Genomic DNA, 23,517 nt, shown 5'->3' with positions numbered 1-23,517 from the left:
GGTCCTATATAACTTCAACTGAAGGTGTAAATTAAGACTATGGATCTAGTTGTTTTGCATTAATTCTCTAAATTCTTCACCATTTAAAACTTCTTCATCAATTAATATTTGTAAAGATTGTTCAAATACAGGTTTATATTGATCTAAATCCTCACGCGTTTTTTTAGTTAAATCATCTAAAATGCCTGTGGTTGTTTTTAATAAATCTTCTTTTGTAACCATATCTTGATTCACAATTCCTAGATCAGTTAGACCTGAATAAATCATATTTTCTGTTAGATTTAATGCTTTTTCGAAATCATTCCTCGATCCAGTGCTTCTACCTCCATAAAATATTTGTTCAGCTACTGAACCACCTAAAACAATTTGAATTTGCTGTTCCAAATAGGTCTTCGTATATAAATACTGATCTTTTTGCGGGTTATGACGCACGAATCCTAGAGCATGACCTCTTGGAGTTAATGATACTTGTGATACAGAGCCAGGTCGAACTAATTCAGCCATAATGGCATGGCCTAATTCATGAAGGGCAACTCTTTCTCGCTCTTCTTTGGTGGATTCTTTATCCGTTTTTTCACCTAACATCACCTTATCTATTGCTAGAGAAAGATGTGTATGTTGAATGTCTTTTTCCTTATTTCTCATTGCATATATCGCTGCTTCGTTCATTACACTCTCTAACTGTGCACCAGAAAACCCATAAGATTCAGCTGCAACTTTGTTTAAATCTACCTCATTATGAATAGGTTTATTTTTCGCATGAATATTAAGAATATGGAATCTGCCTTTTTTATCAGGAAGATCAACTTGAATCTGTCGATCAAAACGTCCTGGGCGAAGAAGGGCACTATCCAACATTTCCTTTCTGTTTGTTGCTGCCATCATAAGTATACGAGGTGTATCCGCCGTATGAATACCATCCATTTCAGTTAATAACTGATTTAAAGTTTGATCATATTCACGATGCTGTCCACCATCACGTTTGCCTCCAATGACATCAATTTCATCAATAAAAACTACAGCACTTTCTTTTTTTTCCTTGATCGCTTTCATCTTTGCTTCTTTAAACATATCACGAATACGACTAGCTCCTACCCCAACATATTTCTCAACAAATTCACTTCCTGATGCTGATACAAATATTGAATTTGTATAGTGTGCGGCTGCTTTGGCCAACAATGTTTTACCTGTTCCAGGAGGTCCTGTTAACAAAATCCCTTTCAAAGGACGAATCCCCAACTTTGCGATTTCATCTTTATGAATTAAAAAATCTAGTGCTTCCTTCAATTCATTTTTTGCACTCTCTTGCCCGCCAATATCTTCAAATGTTAATTGTGAAATCTTAGCTTCAGAACGTTTTCTCTCCCCCTGAATACCTACGGTTCCTTTTACTTTAGTAAAATAAAATACTGCAAAGCCTAATGCTAAGATTACAACTATGGGTGTTACATTTACACCAATATACAATAAAAATAAGATGAGGACGGGTAGGAAACCCAAAGCGATTTCTTTTCCGTATTTATTCATCATTACCAAACCTCCAATTCCGCAGGTGTTCGAGGTAAAATAATGACTTTAAAATGTTCATCAAGCTTTAATTGTACATAAACATTCGAATCATCTATCTCTGTTTTCACCTCTAAACCTTCTAATTCATGTATCTGTTGCTCAAGTTTTAAAGGGATGTCTCCATATTGTTTATTTTCCATTGCTTGAGCAACATCAAATAAAGAAGAAGACCACCACTCGTCTATCTTATGATTAGAATCATCCTGTATGTGATATGTTACTTCACGGTCGTTAATAACAGACTTCCCTTCAGCTTCAATCTGTTGAATGACTTCTCTTATACTAATGTTGGGATCTAATGTTAATTCAATTGTTACTTGATCCGCATCAAAAGCTGTATTTACTTCATTCACACCATCTATATTAGAAATTATATCTGTCATAGGATTAGTTAAGGCGTAACTATTGTATAGAGACCATCCACCAAATAAAACTGAAAATGAAATCACTAAAGTAACTAAAATGGGTATAGGACGAAATTTCATATTATACGCCTCCTCAAAATAGTATATCATTTTAGTATGTACATCTAGTATATCACATATATGTATGTTGCTTCGAATGTAATGTGTGGAAAAAAAGACGTCCGATTGTTCTCGGACGTCTTTTATCTCATTACACTCATGGTATATGTTTCTAACCATTCACCATCTTCAAAGCGATAAAAATCATAATAGTGTCTTGTTCCTTTTTCTTCGTCACGTTTATAAAATACTTCCCAAGCCCATTCATCAGTCCATTTTGCTGGAGTAACACGCAAAAGTTCTACATCTGGTTTATCGCTAAATATACGTTCTTTGACTTGATCTTTTGAGATGCCATCAGAAGCTAATTCAGTATGAATATAATTTTCACTTAACCAAACAATGATATTCTGTTCTTCGTCATTTAAACCATAAATAATGGTATATACCTCATCTCCAACAAATGTATCAGTATCAATTACTTCAATCAGATTAGTTTCAGCATATGCTCTTGTTATAGCTTTCTTTAGTTCTGCTCGGTGTGGACTTTGAATTATTAGATAATACCACCGAAAACATATAAATAAGATAATAAGAAATAAAAAAATGAGTACACTATATTTAATGACTTTTTGTTTTTTTAAATTTCGTTCATATTCTCGAACCATAATTATGTGGTTAACCTTTCAAAACAAGCATTAAATTCATATTTAATTCTTTCTTCATCTAAAGTAAGAAGTTCTTTGTTTTTAACAAGCTGTTTACCATCAACCCATACATCTACAACATCACTTGCAGAAGCTGAATATACGATATGTGATATAACATCTGATTTAGGTAATAAATGAGCTTGGTTGCTATTAACACTGATAAAATCTGCTTTCATACCTTCTTTTAACATTCCAACATCATTTAACCATATTGATCTTGCACCATCAATTGTACCTAAACGTAACGCATCCACTGCAGGGATTGCTGTGGGGTCAAAGGTATTTCCCTTATGGATTAATGCAGCCAACCTTACTTCCTCAAACATATCTAAATTATTATTACTCGCCGCACTATCTGTTCCTAAAGAAACAAGAATTCCTTCTTTCATTAACTCAGGTAATCGGGCAATTCCACTTGCTAATTTCAAATTACTTCCTGGATTATGTGAAATGTGTACGGAATGTTCTTTCAATATACCAATTTCCTCATCCGTTAAATGTACTGCATGAGCGACAAGACAAGATTGATCAAACACACCCAACTTTTGCAAATGTGCTACAGGTCTGAAACCATACTGTTTCTCGTTTTCCAAAACTTCATGACGTGTTTCCGACATATGAGTATGAATAGGGAGTTGAAGTTCTGAAGCAGCTTGTACAATTTTATCTATAAATTCAGGAGGGCAAGTATAAGGAGCATGAGGACTCATCATGGTTGTAATTCTTCCATTGGCTTTTCCATGCCAATTCTTTGCAAAAGTTTTCGCCTCATTTAACTTTGCATCTTGTACTTCTTTACCCCCAAAACCGATCATACCTCTCGTTAAACATGCTCTCATCCCTGATGTTTCAACTGCTTGTGCCACTACATCCATATGATCATACATATCTACAAAACAGGTAGTCCCGCCCTTGATCATCTCTAATATAGACAAGAATGTCCCCCATCTTACCTCTTCACTTGTAAACTTAGCTTCCATAGGCCACATATAATCCTCTAACCATATTTGAAGTGCCAAGTCATCTGCGTAACCACGTAACAATGACATTGCTGCATGATTATGTGTATTCACTAATCCAGGCATATAGATTCGGTTAGAACCGTCTATAATCTGATCATAGTCATTTTCAACTGGTTTTTCTTTACCAATATACTGAATAAACTCATTCTCAACAACCATATAACCATCTTTAATCGTTTCATTCCCATTCATTGTAATAAATGTTCCATTTTTAATGAATAATTTCATTCTTGATTCCTCTCTTTTCATTTCAATAAACTCACTAAAGATTCTTTTTATTCTATAAGTTGTATGATTTTAATTATAAACGTTTACGTTACGATAAAGTCAAATGGGAATGTTTTTGAACCCATTTAATGAAAGTAAAAGTGGCAACAAGAATAACTAAGGTAGCCACTATACTACCCTCAGCCCCAAATAAACCACCATTAATAAGTGATGAACCTTGAGAGCTAATTTGAATCCATGAATTCACTTCATTTCCAGAAACTTCAAACCCAAAAATATTTCCCTGAAAATAATTCCATGTTAAATGAATGCCTATTGGCATCCAGAGCCCACCACTAACCTCTCTACTTAACGCCAGCAAAACACCTACTAAAAATATATTGATTAGGGGAAGCGGAGAGTCTAGTACGGAAGCATTAAACAAATGTAATCCAGCAAAAATAAAACTTGAACTTAGTATTGCAGGCCATACTCCGTAATGATATTTAAATAACCCCTGCAAATAACCTCTACAAAACAGCTCTTCATTAACGGCAGTTAAAATAAATATCAAGAAGGATAAGGCCAACTGTATCCATAATCCAGAGTTAGCGTTTATAGAATCAACAGTGACTCCACCTAATATCCATATGATTAAAAATGAAATAGACATTAATATCATTCCGATGATAGATCCAAATAAAACTTGTTTGCCCCAATCACGTTGCTTCCATCCGATAAACCACTTCTGTTTTTTTTCAAATATAATATACATCAAAATAACTGCCAATATAAAACCTAAAACTTGTGGTATGTATAATACTAAAACAATCACTGGATCGTTTAAATCAACAGAACCGGCAATAGATTCAAGAGCTACTGGATCATTTGAAATGAATACATATAAAAGTGTCGAAACTATAGATAATATAAATGTAATGAATAATGCCAATAATAAACTTAATAAAACCTTGCCAATAACTTTTAATAATGTATTATTCGTTCCTTCAGACATAAATTTCTTCATCACCTTAACTTTCTAATATATATCATCATTTTCTAATCTAAATAATACGCCAAGCTATGTAGCTCAGTTGTAAAATCTGCATGATGTACTTTAATTTCAGGTGGAACTTTTATAATTTTAGGAGCAAAATTTAAAATGGCCTCAATACCAGCTTTCACAAAAGCATCTGCAACATTTTGTGCTTCAATGGCAGGAACTGTGATAATACCTATTCTGATTTTTTGTGATTGTACAGTTTCTGTAAGCTCGTTCATGGGTTGAACGATTAAATTGTTAATTTGGCTCCCTATTTTCTCAGGGAAATCATCAAATACAGCCGTAATCTTCATATTGCTTTTTAAATAAATATTATAATTACACAATGCATGACCTAAATTACCAGCACCTACTAGTGCAACATGATTTGTCTGATCTAATTTCAATATCTGTTGAATTTTTTCAATAAGATAAGGTACATCATAACCGATTCCTTTTTTCCCAAATTCTCCAAAATAATTAAGATCCTTTCGAATCTGGGCAGGATTCATACCTAACTTCTCTCCAAAATCCCTTGATGATACAGTTTGAATATTTCTTACATGTAATTCATTTAAAAACCTCAAATAGATCGGGAGTCTTCTCACAACTGCTTCAGAAATTTTTTTCATTTTGTACAACCTCTTTTCTTACTTCATCAATCCAAAAACCATTCTTGGATTCGTGGCACCATCTGCTCTGATTTCATATGTTCTATTTTAGGCTTTGGAAGTGAATATAAAAAATGTTTACCATATTGTGTATGAATGACTCGGGTATCATAAATAATAACAATACCTTTATCTTTTTCAGTGCGAATGAGTCTTCCAAACCCCTGTTTAAACCTTATGACAGCTTGAGGAACAGAATACTTCATAAATGGATTTTGCTTCTTTTCCTTTAAATAATCGCATTTAGCCTCAACAACAGGATCATTTGGTGGCTGAAAAGGCAATCTAACAATAGCCAAACAGCTAAGTACTTTACCTGGAATATCTACACCTTCCCAGAAACTGCTTGCACCTAGTAATATACCTTTATCACTATTTTGAAACATACGAGTTAATTTGCTTCTATTTCCTGAATCGACACCTTGACCTATGATTTGAAAACCTTGTGGTTTTAAAGCGTCTTTCAGACTCTCATGTACCTGCTTAAGCATGCGATAGGATGTGAATAATACAAGCATTCTACCTTGAGTTTGTATTGCAACGTCAATTAAAGAATTTGTTAAGCTTTGTATAAAATGTTCATCCCCATCAGCACCTCGAATAGCTGGGAAATCTCTTGGGATGCAAACCAAGGATTGCTCACGGTAATTAAAAGCTGTAGGAAGTTGAACAGTACGCAATCTTTCATTTTTCAAATCATCTTCTAAACCGATCTGTTCCAATGAATATTGAAAAGTTTCATTGACAGACATTGTTGCTGATGTCATTATTATACTATTTTTCACTTCAAAGAAGTTTTGTTTCAATATTTCACTTACGTCAATAGGTACTCGCTTTAATTGGATTGATTTGTGTTTGAAATGAGCATTTGCTTCTATCCAATAAACTTCATTGTAGTCATTCATTTGAACAAACAATCTAAGATCATCCCTTAACTGGAATAAATCTTTCATTGCACCGGAAAGATCAGTTGCTAAGCTTTGAAAATCATATTCATCTTGATATTCTTTTAAGATAGTTAACAACTCATTGCATATTTTTAAAACTTCATTCAGTTCAAGATATATATTTTGTTCAGTTGTTGTAATGGAGCTCCAGGATTCTGGTTGTTGATCCTCTTTTAATCGAAGAACGATTTGCCCTGCTTCCATTGTAGAGGTGTTTCTTTTATTCATGATCACATCAAAAAACATGCTAGATAAAATGTCCCACTCTTCTTTAATTTGTATTAGCTTTTCAAGCGTTTTATCTATTTTCCCTATATATAAATGACCATCTATTTCCTCCAAATGCTCCAATTGAAAACGGAGATGTGGTAATAAACCATTTTTGCTGTCTTTATAAAGCCAATTTAATATTTTAATTAAAGAAAAATAAGTTAGATTACTTCCCAAATGATGACTAGCTACCTGTTCAAAGTGATGAGCCTCATCAATTATAAGATGGTCATAGGAAGGCAATAACCGATTTTCTGCAATGACATCAGTCATAATCATAGAATGATTCGTAATAACTACATCCGCTTGGTTTGCCTGATATTTAGCACGATGATAAAAACACTTCTTAAACCAAGGACATGCTCGATTTAAGCAAGAATCAGCATCGCTTGCAACATCCATCCAAAATTCCTTTCCTTTACTTCCAAATGAAACCTCCTCATCATCTCCGTGATTTGTTTCACTTAACCATACTAACATTTGCCCAGCAGTGATACGATCTTCACGTGTATCTGCAATATCCTTTAAATTAATTTTACTTTCAAATTTTCTTAAACAAAGGTAATGATTTCTTCCTTTTAACACAGCCGCACGAAAGTGGGCTGGAAAAATCTTATGCAATAATGGAATATCACGTTCCATGAGCTGTGCTTGTAAATTGATAGTATTTGTACTCACTAAAATGGTTTCATGATTCATCAAACCAAAATAAAGTGAAGGGATTAAATATCCTAGTGATTTTCCTGTCCCTGTACTTGCTTCTATCATTAAATGCTGTTCATTTTCAAATGATTGATATATTTCATGAATCATTTGTTCTTGAGCAGGACGTTCTTTATATGTTTCAAACTGTTCATTTAATGAATGTTTTATTTCATTTATGAAATGTTCAAAGGATGGATTTAAGTTAGAGGGTTCAAACTGATTCAAATTTGAATCTGCAGAATCATCGGACCAATCATTCACGTTTAAAGCAAATTGTCTGAAGTATTTATGAGTGTTAGTATCCAAGCTTGTTTCAAGTTCCACTTCAGCTTTTAATTCATGAATAAACCAAGCTAAATCATCAGTCATTGGTTCAAAAATTTGAGAAATCCTTTGCACAGTTAACAAAGGTAAGTTAAAGAAACGTTCAATGCATTGCATTAAAATATTTGCGGTTGCTAAAGCATCACTATCCGCTTGATGAGGTTTATCATGATGAATTCCCAATGAATCAGAAACCATAGACAACTGCAAACTTGTCATTTCAGGATACATTAAGCGCAGTAAATCTATGGTATCTAATACTTTGCCATGAAAGGTAGGATATCCTGCTTCTGCTAAAGCTTTTTGTAATAAGCCATAATCAAATGCAGCGTGATGAGCAACCAATATACAATCCTTCAACATAGGTTGAAATTGAGTGATTACTTCGTTAATTAGAGGAGCATTTTCCACCATATTATTAGAAATTCCTGTTAATTCAGTTATAAATGCAGGTATTTCTATTTGGGGATTTACAAATGATGTATAAGTTTCTGTAATTATTTTATTATCTATAACAACAAGTCCAACTTGTATAATACGATCTTCGAATTGATTTCCTGTTGTTTCAAAATCTAAGACTGCAAATTTCATCTTTTATGTTTCCTTCCCTTCTAAAACCACACTCCATTAAAGGATATCAAAAAATGTCTAAGAAAGGGAATAAAAACTTAAAGCAGGATCAATTTTTTTGGCCATATTAAAATATTCTTCTGCTTTTTCCACATTTTTACGAAACATTTGAATACATCCCATTGCGTTGTATGAAATGGCATTAATTTTATCATTTTCAGAAACAGAAGTCACAAATTGAAAATGATTATATGCTTCATTTTTTTCTCCAAGTTCTAAATAAGATAATGCTAAAAATACTCTCGATAATAAAAATTCTGGATGATCACTAACTGTTTTATTAAAATGATCAACGGCCTGATTATACATTAAAAGTTTAAAATATCCGAGTCCTTTTTGAAAATAATCACTATTAATTTCTTGTATAAACGAATTTTCTTGTTTAGACATTATGGATAATGTAGGTTTTGGTAGTTCTAAATGTACCTCATTAAACTTATCCATTTTCTCTTCAAAAAGCAACCATTCTTCAATAAATGAATTGCTCATTTCTTTTAAGGCTTTAATCTGCTCATTTAATTCCCCTTTTTTATCTTCTGTAGCTGATGAGTATTCAATCATAATTTCGTCCAAAACTTGATTCATTGAATCAAACAATTCCCTGAACATGGGTACATCCCTACCTTCAGTGATCTGCCAGCTTATGTACAAGCTGGTGTTGACGTTCAACACATGGACGTGTTGGATTTTAGTCGAGGTATTCAAGTTTATAGAAGTGATTTGTTCTTATTTGTGACTCGTCTTAAACGATAGTAGCATGAATTTCTTCAGTCATGAGTTCCTCGATGTTATTATCCTGCCCCATTATTGCAACTTTAGGTTGGAAAGTTCTAGCCTCTTCTTCAGACATCATTGCGTAAGCAATCACAATAACGGTATCTCTAGGTTGAACTAATCTTGCTGCGGCTCCATTTAAACAGATAACGCCTGAACCGCGCTCCCCTTTTATCACATACGTTTCTAATCGAGCACCATTATTATTATTAACAACTTGCACCTTTTCATTTGGCAACAAGTCCACTGCCTCCATTAAATCTTCAGCAATCGTTATACTACCCACATAGTTTAAATTTGCTTCCGTAACCGTTGCACGATGTAATTTAGATTTCATCATTGTTCTAAACATATACAATTCCTCCTAAATCAGGTTGTTTTTTAACTTTAATTGTATTATTCGTATAAATTCGATTGTCAATAAGCCTTGTTTTTCCAAACTTTACTGCTAAAGCAACAATAATTTCTTTATCTGCTAAAATTTGAGTAACAGTATTTGTTTTTTCTATAGGTTGCAAATCAGGATAAGACAAAATTTCTATATAATCAATCTTTGCTAAGGGAGCAGAAGATATATGAGCATACAAATGTTTTTGTAGCACCTCAGTAGTTACGTTCATTTCACCAATCCAGCGTTCAGACAGTTCTAATGCTTCAAATAGTCTGATGGCTTGTACTCTTTCTTCGTCATTTAAATAAACATTCCTTGAGCTTAGAGCTAAGCCATCTTTTTCACGAATGATTGGACAAGGTACGATTTCAACATTCATATTTAAATCAAAAACCATCTGTGTAATAACAGCAACTTGTTGAGCATCTTTCTGTCCAAAAAATGCTTTATCAGGTTCTACAATATTTAATAACTTCATTACAACTGTAGATACTCCATCAAAATGTCCAGGTCTAGAAGCACCACACAAACGTGAAGTGAGATTTGAGACTGAAACTTTTGTATTCACTTCGGACGGATACATTTCTTTGACTGTTGGTAAAAAAACTACATCTATATTCATATCTTGTGCAATTTGTAAATCTCGTTCAGTATCTCTTGGATAAACTTCAAAATCCTCATTTGGTCCGAATTGCAAAGGATTTACAAAAATACTTAAAACAACAATGTCACATTCTGATTTTGCCTTTTGCATTAAACTCCTATGACCCTCATGTAAATAGCCCATTGTAGGAACAAATCCAATGGATTGTTTTTGTTCTTTATTATGATATATAAATTGTTTTAATTGCGAAATTGTATTCATCACTTCCATGATACTAAACACCCACTTTCAGAAAATTGCTCATACATCTAGGATATCCTTTAAAACATCAGAATCCATGTGAAAAACATGACTTTCACTTGGGAATGTTTGGTTTTTCGTTTCTTGAACAAATTGTTCAATTCCATTTTTTATCTCCAAACCAACATTTTTATAAGCCTTTACAAATTTAGGTTGAATTGGAGATGCGTATTGTAATAAATCATGAAAAACTAACACTTGACCATCACAACCTCTCCCTGCACCAATGCCAATCGTAGGGATGGAAATTGTTTCTGTAATATATGAAGCGAGTTCTTCTGGAACCATTTCTAAAACAACAGCAAATGCACCCGCTTGCTCCAAAGCCTTAGCATCTTCAATTAATTTCTTAGCTTGTTCTGGCTGTCTTCCTTGAACCCTATAACCACCTAATTGATTTACAGCTTGTGGTGTTAAACCAATGTGCCCCATCACTGGAATTCCCGCTTTTACACAAGAAGACATGGATTCACTTATTTCAATTCCACCTTCCATTTTTACAGCTTTTGGAGATCCCTCTTGCATAATCCTTGCAGCATTCCTTAATGTATGATCAATGCTTCCATGATAACTTAAAAAAGGCATGTCTGTTAAAACGAAGCTATTTTTTGCACCACGTGCAACCGCTTTCGTATGATGTATCATATCATCCATAGTAACTGGTATTGTGGAATCATATCCTAAAACCACCATACCTAAAGAATCTCCTACAAAAATAATATCCGCTTGTGCTTCTTCTGCAAGCTTAGCAGAAGGATAGTCATAGGCAGTTACCATAGCGATTGGTTCTTTTTCATTTTTCATTTTTTTCATTGCCGTTGTGCTTAATATTTTCCGATATTCCATATTCAACACCTCATTTAAATTATTACAATGAGATACTCATACCCCAAAAATAAGAAGCAAAATTCATAGTTGTTAAATCATATTATGATTCGGGGACCCCGATAAAACAATGAACAATACTTTTGCCCAGTAGTAAATAAAAAAACCCTTAGTCAAAGACTAAAAGGTTTTCATAAGCATATATAATAGTACAAATACTTTATTCTAAAAAGTATAAGTATATTTGTTTATGCGATGATCCTTCTGTCTCGGTCCAGATTTGGCTCAGAGCAGAATCCAACACTGCAAAAGTTATGTTATTGTAAGTATGCTAAGGAGTGCAATTCTCAACAGATATCGCCTCATTGTAAATCTATTATACCAAAGTTAAACTGACATCGCCAGAGTATATTTTATGTTCTTTTCCTTCTTCATCTCTAATCATTAGCGCACCCATTTCGTCCATTCCATAAGCTTTACCTTTCACAATACCTTGATGTGTATGAACTTGTATTGGACAATGCAAACAAATGGATAGAGCTTCCCATAGAATACGAATCGGTGCAAAACCTTCACTTAAATATAACATATATAGTTCTTCCCATTCTTTAAATAAAGATATGAGCAGCTCTTCTCTATTACATTTAATACCCGTCTCAATACATAAAGAAGTCATCTTATCTTTTAAATCTTCTGGAATATCTTTTTGTAACAAGTTTACACTAATTCCAACACCAGCTATAACATGTTTTACACGTTCATCCTCAGCACTTGATTCAAGTAAAATACCACACACTTTTTTACCATTTATGTATAAATCATTAGGCCATTTAATTCCCACATCTACATCTAACATCCTTTTAATCACACGACAAATGGCAACTGAAATTAAGAGCGTTAATTGATGAATAAATTGAAGTGGGATTTGTGGTTTTAAAATCATGCTCATCCATATGCCCGTACCAGGTGGAGAAAACCATTTCCGCCCTAATCTACCTCGTCCATCAGTCTGTTGTTCTGCTATAATAACCGTACCTTCCTCTTCACCCTTTTTCACCATTTCCGCTGCCATCGTTTGGGTTGAATCAACTTCTTGTAAGTATTTTATTTTCAATCCCATACATCGAGTATTTAAAGCTGAAATAATCCTGCTCACATCTAGCGGTTCAGGTGGGGTTTTTAACATTCTGTATCCTAAACGAGGCGTTGATTCAAACATGTAACCTTTCTTCTTAAGGGTTTGTATATGTTTCCAAATCGCAGTTCGACTACAGTTTAATTCTTCACTTAGTTTTTCACCAGAAATATATTGATTTGGATGATCTAAAAATATCTGGATGATTTGTTCATTCATATTCATTCATTCCTCTTATAATTTGTGTAGCTCTATTCATTAAATCCTTTTGTTTATTTTCTAGTTCATTTAAAGCTACCTCTATAAGTAGTTGATTTAAAACGCTACGAATCCATGGTCCAGATTTATTTTTTAAATCCTTTATTTCTCCCCCTGTAATCTCAAGTTCATTTAATTGCTTAATAGGTATTTCACGTATCCAATCCAATCCTTTTTGAAGCATTTGGTCAAACTCTGCTTTGTTCATTTTAAATGACAACAATCTTAAATCACAATGATCTAAAGCTACAGTATTTAGTATAGTATGCAAATCCTTTACCGCATCTGCACCGTAATGAATAACAGCTTTTTTCCAGGATCTTTCAGAATACTGATTTTCATTTAACCAATCTTTTACCTGTTTCACAGCATGAATTCGCATTATTTTATAGTTGGGAAATTTGAGTTTTTTTAATAAAGTTTTTATATGATTTGTTTCTGTCTTTAACATCAAAAGCAATAAAAACCATCTTAAAGATCCTTCATCAAGATGCTGAAAGGCCTTTAAAACATTGTTATCTGACAAAGCTAACCAATTCTCTTTTTGAATTTGCAAATTTTCTTTTGTGTAATTCATTAATTCACTAGCAACTAAAAGCTCAATCCCTTTCTTGGGATTTGATCCTTCAATCATTCTATCCAATTCTGCAGATATTCTTTCCATAGCCACATGTTTAATTGACTCTTTATGCAATAAAATTGCATTCCATGTTTTTGGTTCAACTTGCAGATCATATTCAGCAGCAAAGCGAATCCCTCTCATCATCCTTAAGGCATCTTCCGAGAAGCGAAGTACAGGATCTCCCACACATCTTAGTATTTTTGCGTTTAAATCTTTTTTACCTCCAAAAGGATCAATGATTGTCCCATTAATATTTATTGCCATAGCATTCATTGTAAAATCTCTTCGTTCTAAATCATCTATTAATTTACTTACAAATTGTACCTCTTTAGGATGACGATGATCTTGATATTCAGTTTCTGTACGAAAAGTCGTCACTTCAAAGTGATAATTTTTCATAATTACTGTCACAGTACCATGCTGTAAACCTGTAGGAACTGTATGAGAAAAAATATCCATCACGATGGATGGATACGCAGAAGTTGTGATATCTATATCTTTGATGTTTCTATTTAAAAATTTATCTCTGACATATCCTCCAACATAATAGGCTTCATAACCATGTTTCTCTAAATGACGTATTACTTCTGAAGCTTCTTGTTCCATTAATATCAAATCTTTCATCAATTACACCACTTTTACTTTATCAACTTTTTGCACACATATGGTTCATATTATGAATGTACCCCAATAGGTTCTAAATTTAAAACACGGTAATAAATCTTTTCATAAGTTTCTGTTATCAAGTTATTACAAAAATAATGCCTAGCTCGCTCTAATCCATTACTTACAAGCTGAACGTATAAATCATCATCAGATAATATTTTTATTGCATCGTTTGCCATTTGATTTGTATCTCCAATATTAGCTAAATATCCTGTCTCTCCTTGAGTAACAACCTCAGGGATTCCTCCTGCGTTTGAACCAATCGTTGGTACACCGCAAGCCATTGCTTCTAATGCTACCAAACCAAAACTTTCTTTTTCAGATGGAAGTAACATAACATCAGCCAAAGATAATACCTGAGCTACATCGTCCTGTTTCCCTAAAAAGATGATGCGATCATCAATACCCAATTTTTCAGCTTTGCATTGTACTTTTGAAAGCTCCGGTCCTTCACCTACAAATAATAACTTGGAAGGTACCTTTTGATTTACTTTATAAAAAATGTCTAACACATCCAAAATTCGTTTAACAGGACGAAAGTTTGATATGTGAATTAGTATTTTTTCATTTGGTTGTGCAAAATCTTTTCTACAATCCGAAACATCACGAGGATAATACTCTCTTTTGTCTACAAAATTGTAAGTTAAATCTATTGGCTTTTCTATTGATAGTACACTTTTCGTTTCTTGTATAAGATCTTTAGATACTGCTGTAACTGCATCACTTTCATTAATACCTAATCGAATCAAATCTTTTAAAGATTCATCCTGTGCGAGAATGGTAATATCTGTTCCATGCAAAGTTGTCACTATTTTCAGTTTTTCTCCTACAATTTGTTTAGCAAGATATGCACAAACAGCATGAGGAAATGCATAATGAACGTGTAATATGTCAAGATTTTTCATTCTCACAATTTGTGCTAATTTATTAGCGAGTGATAAATCATAAGGAGGATATTTAAACACATGGTAATTAGTGACTTGAACTTCATGGTAAAAAACATTCTTATGATATTTACCTAAACGAAAAGGCATTCCATGTGTGATAAAATGTACCTCATGACCATTTTCAGCTAGTAGTTTTCCAAGCTCAGTGGCAATGATGCCTGAACCACCTAAAGATGGATAACAAGTAATACCTATTTTCAATTTTTTAGTCATCTATTCCTCTCCTCCTTTATAAATAACCCACATACAAATAACAGGCTTTCAGAACTGGTTGTAATATCCGTAACCTAAAACAATTCAACTAAATAAGGAGATCTTGTAATAAAACCTTCAGCATAAGATACATTGCTTTTTTGACCTAATAAACGATCTCTTGCCTCAACGTTATCCAAATAACCTTGATTTAAAGGGGTATCAACTATATTTTTTAGAGAATCTATTTTCTCAAATTGTGAACGATACGCTTGCAGTGCTTTCTTTTTTTGTTGATAAAAAGAAGAAATATCAACCATTAAGTCAGCTTCCTGAATGTCGTTTATAAAATAATAATAGTTTCTCTCCACTTTCCAAGATTCATATTCTTCTGGTAGGTAATTTCTAAGTTTTGCATTAAATATTGCTTCATCAACCATTTTACTGCACATGACATGGTCTGGGTGCCGATCAATCCAATAAGGTGCAAAAACGACTTTAGGCTGGTATTTTCTTATTTCTATTGTGATTTTGTCAACTTGTTCCTTAATTAACTGTAAGCCGCGATCAGGCAAACCTAAATTTGAGCGAGCAGTTAGCCTTAATACCTTATTTGCTTCCATAGCTTCCTGTTGTCTTGTTTTTACGTCACCATTAGAAGACATTTCTGCATATGTCAAATCACATATACCTATTCGATAACCTTCTAATATATGTTTATAAATTGTACCACCCATACCGATCTCAGCATCATCTGGATGAGCCCCAAATATAAGTATGTCTAATGAATGATTCATTCTGAATCACCTGGTTTATATTTATGTACTAACTCTCTCCATGCAAAATCACCACGTTCAAGAGCTTTCACTAATATTTCTGCAGTCGCAACATTCGTTGCAAGAGGAATACCTTGAACATCACATAATCTTAATAGAGCAATAATATCAGGTTCATGGGGCTGTGCCATTAATGGGTCACGTAAAAAAATAATTAAATCCATTTCATTTTTAGCAACCATAGCACCAATTTGCTGATCACCGCCTAAAGGGCCTGACATGAAACGGTGAATTTTTAAATCTGTATTTTGCATGATTTTTTTGCCAGTAGTACCTGTCGAATAAAGTTCATGATGTAAGAAGGTTTTTTCGTAAGCAATCGCAAAATTAACCATTTCTTCTTTTTTTCTATCATGTGCAATAAAAGCAATTTTCATTTGTACTTTTACTCCCCTCTGAACAAATATAATCTATGTTCAAACAACCTCTATTATTCTACAAAATGTTCAAACCCATATACGATTCCATTTAAATCCATTACTTTTTGTATAGCTAAATTAACTCCTGGCATATAACCTTCTCTATCATAGGAATCATGACGAATTTTTAAAGATTGACCATATCCTCCAAATATAACTTCTTGTTGTGCAAATACTCCTGGAAGTCTAACACTATGAATTCTAAATCCATTATATTGCCCACCTCTAGATCCATCGATTGTTTCTTTTTCATCAGGATTTCCCTGGCGAAACTCCTTGCGACTTTCAGAGATCAACTCCGCTGTTTTAACTGACGTACCAGACGGTGCATCTAACTTCTGATCACCATGATATTCAATAATTTCTAAATGAGGCATATACTTAGCGGCTTGAGCAGCAAATTTCATCATTAAGATCGCACCGATAGCAAAGTTTGGAGCGATAATGCCCCCAATATCTTCTTTTTTACATAGCTCGTCCAATTCCTCGATATCCTGAGGTGTAAACCCAGTTGTCCCCACCACAGGTCTTACTTTGTGTTTAATAGCCATTTTTGTATTTTTCAAAACAACATGAGGGGTTGTAAAATCAACAATGACTTGTGCCCCTGATTCAATTAAAGCTAACTCTAAATCATTTTGAATCATTACCCCACATGGGTCTAAACCAACTAAAGTACCTGCGTCTTCCCCACCTTTTGAATCTATGGCTGCAACTAACTCCAGCTCAGGAGAAGATAAGACCATCTTAACAACTTCTTTACCCATTCTACCGCAAGCTCCTGATACAGCTACTTTAATTGTTTGATCACTCATTTTGCACTCACCTTATCCCTTTCATTTATACGATTGTAAATAAATTTTAAACATCATTTTATATTGCTTTAAAAGCTCTTTAGCAATTTCATGATTTGGATCTAAATTTAAAACTTCCTTTAATGTTTGAATAGCTTGACTATATTCTTCTAGTTGAGCATAAGCTATACCCATTAATAACCAAGCTTCAACAGATAATGGATCCAATACCGTTGCTTCCTTTAATAATATGACTGCCAGGTGCAGCTGGTCATCTTCTTGATCAAAATAAGCTTCTGCATGTTTAGTAAGTTCCTTTGCTTTTAAATGTTCATAATGAAACAAATATTCTTCATTGTTACAGTCTAATAAAGAAGCTTTTTCTGCATGCTCTAATGCTTTGATCAACTTATTACTTCTTGCGTAAGTAATAGATAATTTATAGTGATAAATTGCATTATTAGGTTCTTGCTCTATAGCTTCTTCAAACCAAATGATTGCTTGTTCAAAATCACTATTTAAAATGGATTGATAGGCTTTTTTTATTTTTTGCTCTCCATTCATCTGCTCCTACCTCCTCTCTATATTTAGAAAGTTTAGTTAGCAGTGGTTCATAAAGTCATCTAAACTTTTTGAACCAAACTGTTTCTTTTTAAACATCCTATATATGAAAGTGATGGTACAGCATATGAATATTACATTGATTCGGTGTTACGATTAGTCCATTTTTACTTAATTTTGGTCCATCTGTCCTTATCTCTTGTTTGAAATTTATTCATAACTTCATTAAAAGCATCTGTTAAATTAATCCCTTGGGCGTTAGCAAAACAAATGATTATAAATAAAATATCCGCCAATTCCATTTCAATCGAATTATCTTCTTCTGAAGGCTTTTTTGGTTTTTCACCAAATGTATGATTGACTTCCCTAGCAAGTTCTCCTACTTCTTCAGATATTCTAGCAAGCATGGACAACGGACTGAAATATCCTTCTTTAAATTGTGATATGTAATCATCTACTTCTTGTTGAAGTTGATTTAAAGTTTTATCAGCCATATATACCCTATCCCTTCTACAAAACATCCATCCTTGATATTGTCTTTCTACTATGTTATCTCAAAGAATGATGAAAAACAATGTTATGAAAACAAAAAGCTCATATTGGCAACATAACACTTTACATCCATATGGTGTTAAAAATATTTATTTTGCATGACCTTCATTATGGGTTAAAATAATAACATCATCAAAAATAAGGAGTTTTACTAACAATGAATTGGAGCAAAATGAACTTTTCAATTAAACAATTATTCTTCATTATGGTAGGTACAGCAATTTACGCATTTGGACTTAATATTTTAGTAATACCAAATGAGCTAATGGAAGGTGGAGTTACAGGGCTTGCCTTACTTTTAAATTATGCATTTGATCTTCCTCCCTCATATATGACTTTAATCATAAATATCCCATTGTTTTATTTAGGATGGAGATTGTTTGGAAAACAATCAATGATTTTAACGATATTTGGAACGGTTTCCCTTTCTGTTTTTTTATGGCTAATGGAATTTAGCATTAAAAATCAATGGATAGAACCATTTCAAAATAATGATTATTTCTTAACTACCCTCTATGCTGGGGTAGCAAGTGGAGTTGGATTGGGACTTGTATTTCGATATGGAGGAACTACAGGAGGGGCAGATATTATAGCCAGAGCGGGCCACAAATTAAAAGGATGGAGTATAGGTAAAGTTTTATTAGCTATAGATTTCGTTATTATCGGTGTCTCTATATTTTATATCGAAAAAGAAAAGATTTTATACACATTAGTTGTTGTATTTATTGCAGCAAGAATTATTGATTTTATTCAAGAAGGTGCATATTCTGCCAAAGCATTTACCATCATGTCTGAAAAATCAGAGGAAATAACAGAAGTGATTTCAAATGAATTAGAACGAGGGTTAACTTTATTTATGACTAAAGGAGCCTATTCAAAAAAACATAGAGAAGCAGTTTATTGTGTTGTGAGTAGACGTGAAATTAGAAGGATGACTATTTTGATAAAATCCGTGGATCCAAAAGCTTTTATCATTATAGGTGACGTGCACGATGTGTTAGGTGAGGGCTTTAAAGAGGAAGAAGTATAAACCCCCCACCAAATCAGCCCTTTATCTGCAAAAAGGGCTGATTTTATTTTTTGACTGTGAAAATATTCGTTTTTTCATAATCATACCTTCTCCAACCAACGTAAAATAATACTGAAACGATGATTGTTCCTATCGATATTGCCCATGAAAAAATAGTTTGGTCACCGGTAAGAGGGGATACTGTTGAGGATTGATTCTGATAAAAAACTTCTTTTAAAAATCGTTTTAATTCCTCGATCACCGCATTTACGTTTTCCTTTTTATCATCAACTGAAATATGATTTTGCAAAAATGTAAGATAGGAATCTAATTGCTCTATATTTTCAGGTTCTCTATTGATGATCATAGCAGGGCGAATAAAGTCATAGTGTTGTTTATATGTTTCTATAAGCTGACTTGTTTTTTCTTTATTACCTAAAGAAGCCGCAGTTTGTAATTCACTTAGGTCCGAATTTAAAACGCTGTAATATTGTAACCACATTGGCTCTTTCTGATGGCTTAAAGCATCGATAACTAAATGTACTTTAGCCGATGACAGGAGTGCATCCTGTTCAGAAAGATTTACAGAATTAAAATTCCGTTTTGCCATAATAAATGTATCAGAGAGTGCTCTTAACCCTTCAATAGAAGTTAAGCCTTCATAGTTTACCTCTGTTAACTGTTCACTTAATTTCAACAAAATATCTCTAGCTTCAGCATAATTCTTCTCCGTTGTTTTTTGAACCATCTCACTAGCTAACATGTTCATGGTTTCTAATTGTTTTAAATTTTCCTCGTCTAAGTTCATTACTTTTGTTGCAGAATGATTAGGTCCTTTCTTTGCACAACCGCTTAAAAGTATTAAACTAAACACTATGAAAAGCATGTACACAATGAACATAGTTTTTCGATTAAAAAAATACATAAAAAAACATCCCCCTATTACGGTCAACATCACGGTTGATATAATATATGGAGGGATGTCCACTTTTAGACCAAAAATATAAAGATGTGTTATAGTTATTCCCTATTATTCACTCTATATTTTAACCCAATATAAGCTGCAAAAATACTCAGAATGCTTAGAAGAATAGTAAATATTTGAATCTCTAATAAATCATCTCGTAACTCAGCAGGAAGCCATGGAAATACATCATATTTATAATCAACAACATCATTAAATAAAGTCCAAATACCTACAGGAATGATATGAATTAGTTTAAAACCAAAAAAACGAACGAACAACATAGCTTCTATTGCCATCCCTAAATGGGAAACCGTCAGCATCCAATCTTGCCAAACCATCGCGTCTCCTTGTGCTGCAGCTGCAAATATCATAACAACTGCCCAAATTCCATATTTCACTGAAGTAATTAAACCAAAAACTTCAATAATCCCACGAAGGAATCCATTTTTTTTGGAATCATCTCTATATTCATCAACCAATAAATATAAAATGGATATCGTAAAAAATAAACTCGCTGTTGGACTATCTGGAACTACAAATAAAAACCAGTTAGAATATTCATTCATCGTATATATAAGTTGATTCTTATACCAGTAATAGCCATAAATTGTTCCCAAAAAATTAGTGAAGAACAATAACCACAACAAATGACGATTTAACAAAAATGTTCTACTCCAAAAAAATGAAAAAGACAATGTTAACATAAACCTCCATTCTGGTACTTCTAAAAAAACCTGATCGAACTCCGATCAGGTTTTTCTTTATTGTATGGAGAATAACACATTTCTCCGTTATTCATTATAGCCGTTGATTTATTTAGTATCTGTAACTTCCTCAGGAGCTTCTTCGCCAGCAGGCGCTTTTTGTTCTGCTAACCAAACAGCAAGTGTATCAAGATCAGCCTCTGTTAACCCAGCATCAAGATTTTGCTGAAGTTGAGGTCCCATTCTGTTTCCAAAGCCATTAATAATAATATCTGTTATTTCTTCTTTTGAATATTTATCACCAATGCCAAGTAACGTTGGACCAACAGCCCCATTCAAATCAGCAGCATGACAAGAAATACAGGAAGACTTCTGATAAATATCATATCCTTCACTTTCCTTGTTAACGATAGCTACAGGTTCTTCTTCTTTACCACCTGGCACCTCTAATCCAGCTTCGAGTTTCTCTGCCCTTTCAATATGCTCTGGAATGATATTCAATTCTTCCAATTCATGCTGATAACCTTGCCATGAAACCATTGTTAAAAATACGATTGCAAACAAAGATAAAAACATTAAAGAACTTGCAATTGGACGTTTGTACCAACGTCTTTCTTTTCCAGTGTCTAAAAATGGAGCAAGCATTAATCCGCCGAACAAAAGACCAGGTAATACAAGTGTACCTAAAACAACAAAAGCATCTGATGTATATGGATATTTAAGCAACTGATACAAGAATAAAAAGTACCAGTCTGGAATTGGAACAAAATCTGTTTTAGTCGGATCCGCTGGATAACCGAGCGGAGAAGGATGAGACATGGTAAGAATCATAAAACCGACTAAAAAAACAGAACCAACCATCCATTCTTTTAATAAAAAGTTGGGAACAAATGCCTCTGAATTTCCAGGATAAGCGGAATAATCAAGAGGAACATTATTTTTCTTATACTTCTTTACTCTTGAATCCCCAACATAAACTACTTTTTCTTTCGAATTATGATCATGAGCCACGCATTGCTCCTCCTTTCATGAATTTTAATATGTTGTAAAATCCTCCTACTAATAATCTTATAGAGGACCAGATATCCCTTGTTTACGTATCATGAAGAAATGTCCACCAAGTAATGCTAGTAAAGCACCTGGTAAGAAGAATACGTGTAAAGCGAAAAATCTTGTTAAAGTTTGAGCACCAACAATTTCTCCACCTTGTAAGAAAGTTTCAATATATTGTCCAAGTATAGGAACTGAAGCTGCAATTTGAATTCCTACCTGTGTTGCAAAATAGGCTTTATTGTCCCAAGGCAGTAGATAGCCTGTGAAACCTAATCCTAACATCACAAAGAAAATTAACATCCCTACTATCCAGTTCATTTCTCTAGGTGCTTTATAAGAACCTGTGAAAAATACGCGTAACGTATGTAAAAACATCATTACAATAACTAAACTTGCACCCCAATGATGCATACCACGTACGATAACACCAAATGCAACCTTATGCTGCAAATAATCAACACTTTTATATGCATTTACGATATCGTCTACATAATACATCGTTAAAAACATTCCTGATAAAATTTGAATAACCGTAATGAAAAACGTCAGTCCACCAAAGCAGTATACGAATGCAGAAAAGTGATGAGCTGGGTTCACGTGCTCAGGAACCTCATGATCTGCAACATCTCTCCACATTGGCGTGATATCAAGACGTTCATCAATCCAATTATATACACTCTTTAACATCTGATTGTACGCCTCCTTTATTCTACCCTCGTATTCGGTTTGATTTGACTTAAATATACAAAACCATTTTCAACTTTCACTTCATACTCATCCAAAGGTGCAGGTGCAACGGCTAAGTTCTTACCGTCTCTCGTGTAACGAGCGGCATGACATGGGCAAAAATATTCATTTGGATAATTCACATTCTTTTCCCATTCAACGGTACAACCTAGATGTTTACAAATCGGTGATAAAGCAAATATATCACCATTTGCCTCTTTAGTGATCCATGCTCCAAAACCCTTATCTGACTCATACCAACCATCAACAACATTTTTCTCAAAATTGACCGACGTTGGAGTATCGGTAACTTTTTCTACTTCAATAACCTTAACCCAATCTGATTCAGCTTTTGGTTGCAATAGTGGATCTACTGCAAATCTCAAATTAGCTATCAAAGGTAAACTCATCATGAATCCACCTGTGCCCCCGAGGGTATAGGAAAGGAATTGTCGACGAGACATTTCACGTCTTTTGACTGGTTTCCCATGTGATTGTTTCTCTTTATTATGATCTTGCACGTCTCTTTTACCCCCTTTACTACATATCTCACGTTATCATTTTGTTGATAAAATTCTCAACATACTAGAACATAATAATAATAGCTTACGACTAAGGGGT

General features: G+C 33.6%; 25 protein-coding genes. 1 reads left to right on the top strand and 24 read right to left on the bottom strand.

Annotation, left to right across the window (positions count from 1 at the left end; all coding sequences use genetic code 11):
• Positions 1-45 precede the first annotated feature (45 nt).
• From ERL59_RS16435 to ERL59_RS16345, 19 genes are all read right to left on the bottom strand, one after another.
• The gene (locus ERL59_RS16435) at positions 46-1,527 is read right to left on the bottom strand and encodes an AAA family ATPase (RefSeq protein ID WP_160647375.1); all 1,482 of its coding nucleotides are present in this window, start codon (positions 1,525-1,527) and stop codon (positions 46-48) included.
• 2 nt (positions 1,528-1,529) lie between these two features.
• Entirely contained in the window at positions 1,530-2,054 is a 525-nt protein-coding gene (locus ERL59_RS16430) for a cation transporter (protein WP_160647320.1), read from the bottom strand.
• 122 nt (positions 2,055-2,176) lie between these two features.
• Complete coding sequence (locus ERL59_RS16425) at positions 2,177-2,701, bottom strand: cell wall elongation regulator TseB-like domain-containing protein (protein ID WP_160647319.1); 525 nt, start codon at positions 2,699-2,701, stop codon at positions 2,177-2,179.
• A 2-nt stretch (positions 2,702-2,703) separates the two neighbouring features.
• Entirely contained in the window at positions 2,704-3,993 is a 1,290-nt protein-coding gene (locus ERL59_RS16420) for an amidohydrolase (RefSeq protein ID WP_160647318.1), read from the bottom strand.
• An 88-nt stretch (positions 3,994-4,081) separates the two neighbouring features.
• Positions 4,082-4,987 (bottom strand): CPBP family intramembrane glutamic endopeptidase, encoded by a 906-nt coding sequence (locus tag ERL59_RS16415; RefSeq protein ID WP_160647317.1) that lies wholly within the window; start codon positions 4,985-4,987, stop codon positions 4,082-4,084.
• A 44-nt stretch (positions 4,988-5,031) separates the two neighbouring features.
• On the bottom strand, positions 5,032-5,646 hold the full coding sequence (locus ERL59_RS16410) for a redox-sensing transcriptional repressor Rex (RefSeq protein WP_160647316.1): 615 nt from the start codon (positions 5,644-5,646) through the stop codon (positions 5,032-5,034).
• 26 nt (positions 5,647-5,672) lie between these two features.
• On the bottom strand, positions 5,673-8,522 hold the full coding sequence (dinG, locus tag ERL59_RS16405) for an ATP-dependent DNA helicase DinG (protein ID WP_160647315.1): 2,850 nt from the start codon (positions 8,520-8,522) through the stop codon (positions 5,673-5,675).
• 57 nt (positions 8,523-8,579) lie between these two features.
• The gene (locus ERL59_RS16400) at positions 8,580-9,170 is read right to left on the bottom strand and encodes a tetratricopeptide repeat protein (RefSeq protein WP_160647314.1); all 591 of its coding nucleotides are present in this window, start codon (positions 9,168-9,170) and stop codon (positions 8,580-8,582) included.
• Positions 9,171-9,303: 133 nt separating this feature from the next.
• Positions 9,304-9,687, bottom strand: a complete 384-nt coding sequence (gene panD / locus ERL59_RS16395; RefSeq protein ID WP_160647313.1) for an aspartate 1-decarboxylase — start codon at positions 9,685-9,687, stop codon at positions 9,304-9,306.
• Entirely contained in the window at positions 9,680-10,600 is a 921-nt protein-coding gene (gene panC / locus ERL59_RS16390) for a pantoate--beta-alanine ligase (protein ID WP_160647312.1), read from the bottom strand. The genes panD and panC overlap by 8 nt, the downstream gene beginning before the upstream one ends.
• 30 nt (positions 10,601-10,630) lie before the next feature.
• Complete coding sequence (gene panB, locus ERL59_RS16385) at positions 10,631-11,476, bottom strand: 3-methyl-2-oxobutanoate hydroxymethyltransferase (protein ID WP_160647311.1); 846 nt, start codon at positions 11,474-11,476, stop codon at positions 10,631-10,633.
• Positions 11,477-11,831: 355 nt separating this feature from the next.
• A complete protein-coding gene (locus tag ERL59_RS16380) occupies positions 11,832-12,815 on the bottom strand; it encodes a biotin--[acetyl-CoA-carboxylase] ligase (RefSeq protein ID WP_160647310.1) in 984 nt (327 codons plus the stop codon).
• Positions 12,802-14,094, bottom strand: coding sequence for a CCA tRNA nucleotidyltransferase (locus ERL59_RS16375; RefSeq protein ID WP_160647309.1), 1,293 nt, complete (start codon positions 14,092-14,094; stop codon positions 12,802-12,804). Before ERL59_RS16375 ends, ERL59_RS16380 begins: the two co-directional genes overlap by 14 nt.
• Positions 14,095-14,144: 50 nt before the next feature.
• Positions 14,145-15,296, bottom strand: a complete 1,152-nt coding sequence (gene bshA / locus ERL59_RS16370; protein WP_160647308.1) for an N-acetyl-alpha-D-glucosaminyl L-malate synthase BshA — start codon at positions 15,294-15,296, stop codon at positions 14,145-14,147.
• A gap of 74 nt (positions 15,297-15,370) precedes the next feature.
• Positions 15,371-16,072 carry a bacillithiol biosynthesis deacetylase BshB1 gene (gene bshB1 / locus ERL59_RS16365; protein WP_160647307.1) on the bottom strand — a complete coding sequence of 234 codons (702 nt, stop codon included), beginning with the start codon at positions 16,070-16,072 and terminating at the stop codon, positions 15,371-15,373.
• Positions 16,069-16,488 (bottom strand): methylglyoxal synthase, encoded by a 420-nt coding sequence (gene mgsA / locus ERL59_RS16360; RefSeq protein WP_160647306.1) that lies wholly within the window; start codon positions 16,486-16,488, stop codon positions 16,069-16,071. Before mgsA ends, bshB1 begins: the two co-directional genes overlap by 4 nt.
• Positions 16,489-16,541: 53 nt before the next feature.
• The gene (dapB, locus tag ERL59_RS16355; RefSeq protein ID WP_160647305.1) at positions 16,542-17,345 is read right to left on the bottom strand and encodes a 4-hydroxy-tetrahydrodipicolinate reductase; all 804 of its coding nucleotides are present in this window, start codon (positions 17,343-17,345) and stop codon (positions 16,542-16,544) included.
• Positions 17,346-17,366: 21 nt separating this feature from the next.
• On the bottom strand, positions 17,367-17,888 hold the full coding sequence (locus ERL59_RS16350) for a tetratricopeptide repeat protein (protein ID WP_160647304.1): 522 nt from the start codon (positions 17,886-17,888) through the stop codon (positions 17,367-17,369).
• Between the two features lie 164 nt (positions 17,889-18,052).
• Positions 18,053-18,379 carry a nucleotide pyrophosphohydrolase gene (locus tag ERL59_RS16345; protein WP_160647303.1) on the bottom strand — a complete coding sequence of 109 codons (327 nt, stop codon included), beginning with the start codon at positions 18,377-18,379 and terminating at the stop codon, positions 18,053-18,055.
• Positions 18,380-18,594: 215 nt separating this feature from the next.
• Here ERL59_RS16345 and ERL59_RS16340 point away from each other — a divergent pair, with 215 nt between their 5' ends.
• Entirely contained in the window at positions 18,595-19,467 is an 873-nt protein-coding gene (locus tag ERL59_RS16340) for a YitT family protein (protein ID WP_160647302.1), read from the top strand.
• Between the two features lie 43 nt (positions 19,468-19,510).
• On the opposite strand, the gene ERL59_RS16335 is transcribed toward ERL59_RS16340, so the two are convergent.
• From ERL59_RS16335 to ERL59_RS16315, 5 genes are all read right to left on the bottom strand, one after another.
• Positions 19,511-20,371: a sporulation protein YpjB gene (locus ERL59_RS16335; RefSeq protein WP_160647301.1), complete on the bottom strand. Its 861-nt coding sequence runs from the start codon at positions 20,369-20,371 to the stop codon at positions 19,511-19,513.
• Positions 20,372-20,466: 95 nt separating this feature from the next.
• Entirely contained in the window at positions 20,467-21,075 is a 609-nt protein-coding gene (locus ERL59_RS16330; RefSeq protein ID WP_328699965.1) for a DUF1405 domain-containing protein, read from the bottom strand.
• 150 nt (positions 21,076-21,225) lie between these two features.
• Positions 21,226-22,128, bottom strand: coding sequence for a menaquinol-cytochrome c reductase cytochrome b/c subunit (locus ERL59_RS16325; RefSeq protein WP_160647299.1), 903 nt, complete (start codon positions 22,126-22,128; stop codon positions 21,226-21,228).
• Between the two features lie 57 nt (positions 22,129-22,185).
• The gene (qcrB, locus tag ERL59_RS16320) at positions 22,186-22,857 is read right to left on the bottom strand and encodes a menaquinol-cytochrome c reductase cytochrome b subunit (protein ID WP_160647298.1); all 672 of its coding nucleotides are present in this window, start codon (positions 22,855-22,857) and stop codon (positions 22,186-22,188) included.
• A 17-nt stretch (positions 22,858-22,874) separates the two neighbouring features.
• On the bottom strand, positions 22,875-23,417 hold the full coding sequence (locus ERL59_RS16315) for a ubiquinol-cytochrome c reductase iron-sulfur subunit (RefSeq protein WP_407925730.1): 543 nt from the start codon (positions 23,415-23,417) through the stop codon (positions 22,875-22,877).
• Positions 23,418-23,517: the final 100 nt, after the last annotated feature.

This window comes from Chengkuizengella marina, assembly GCF_009910845.1.
GTDB lineage: Bacteria > Bacillota > Bacilli > Paenibacillales > KCTC-33759 > Chengkuizengella > Chengkuizengella marina.
This window is presented reverse-complemented; position numbering and strand designations above follow the sequence as displayed.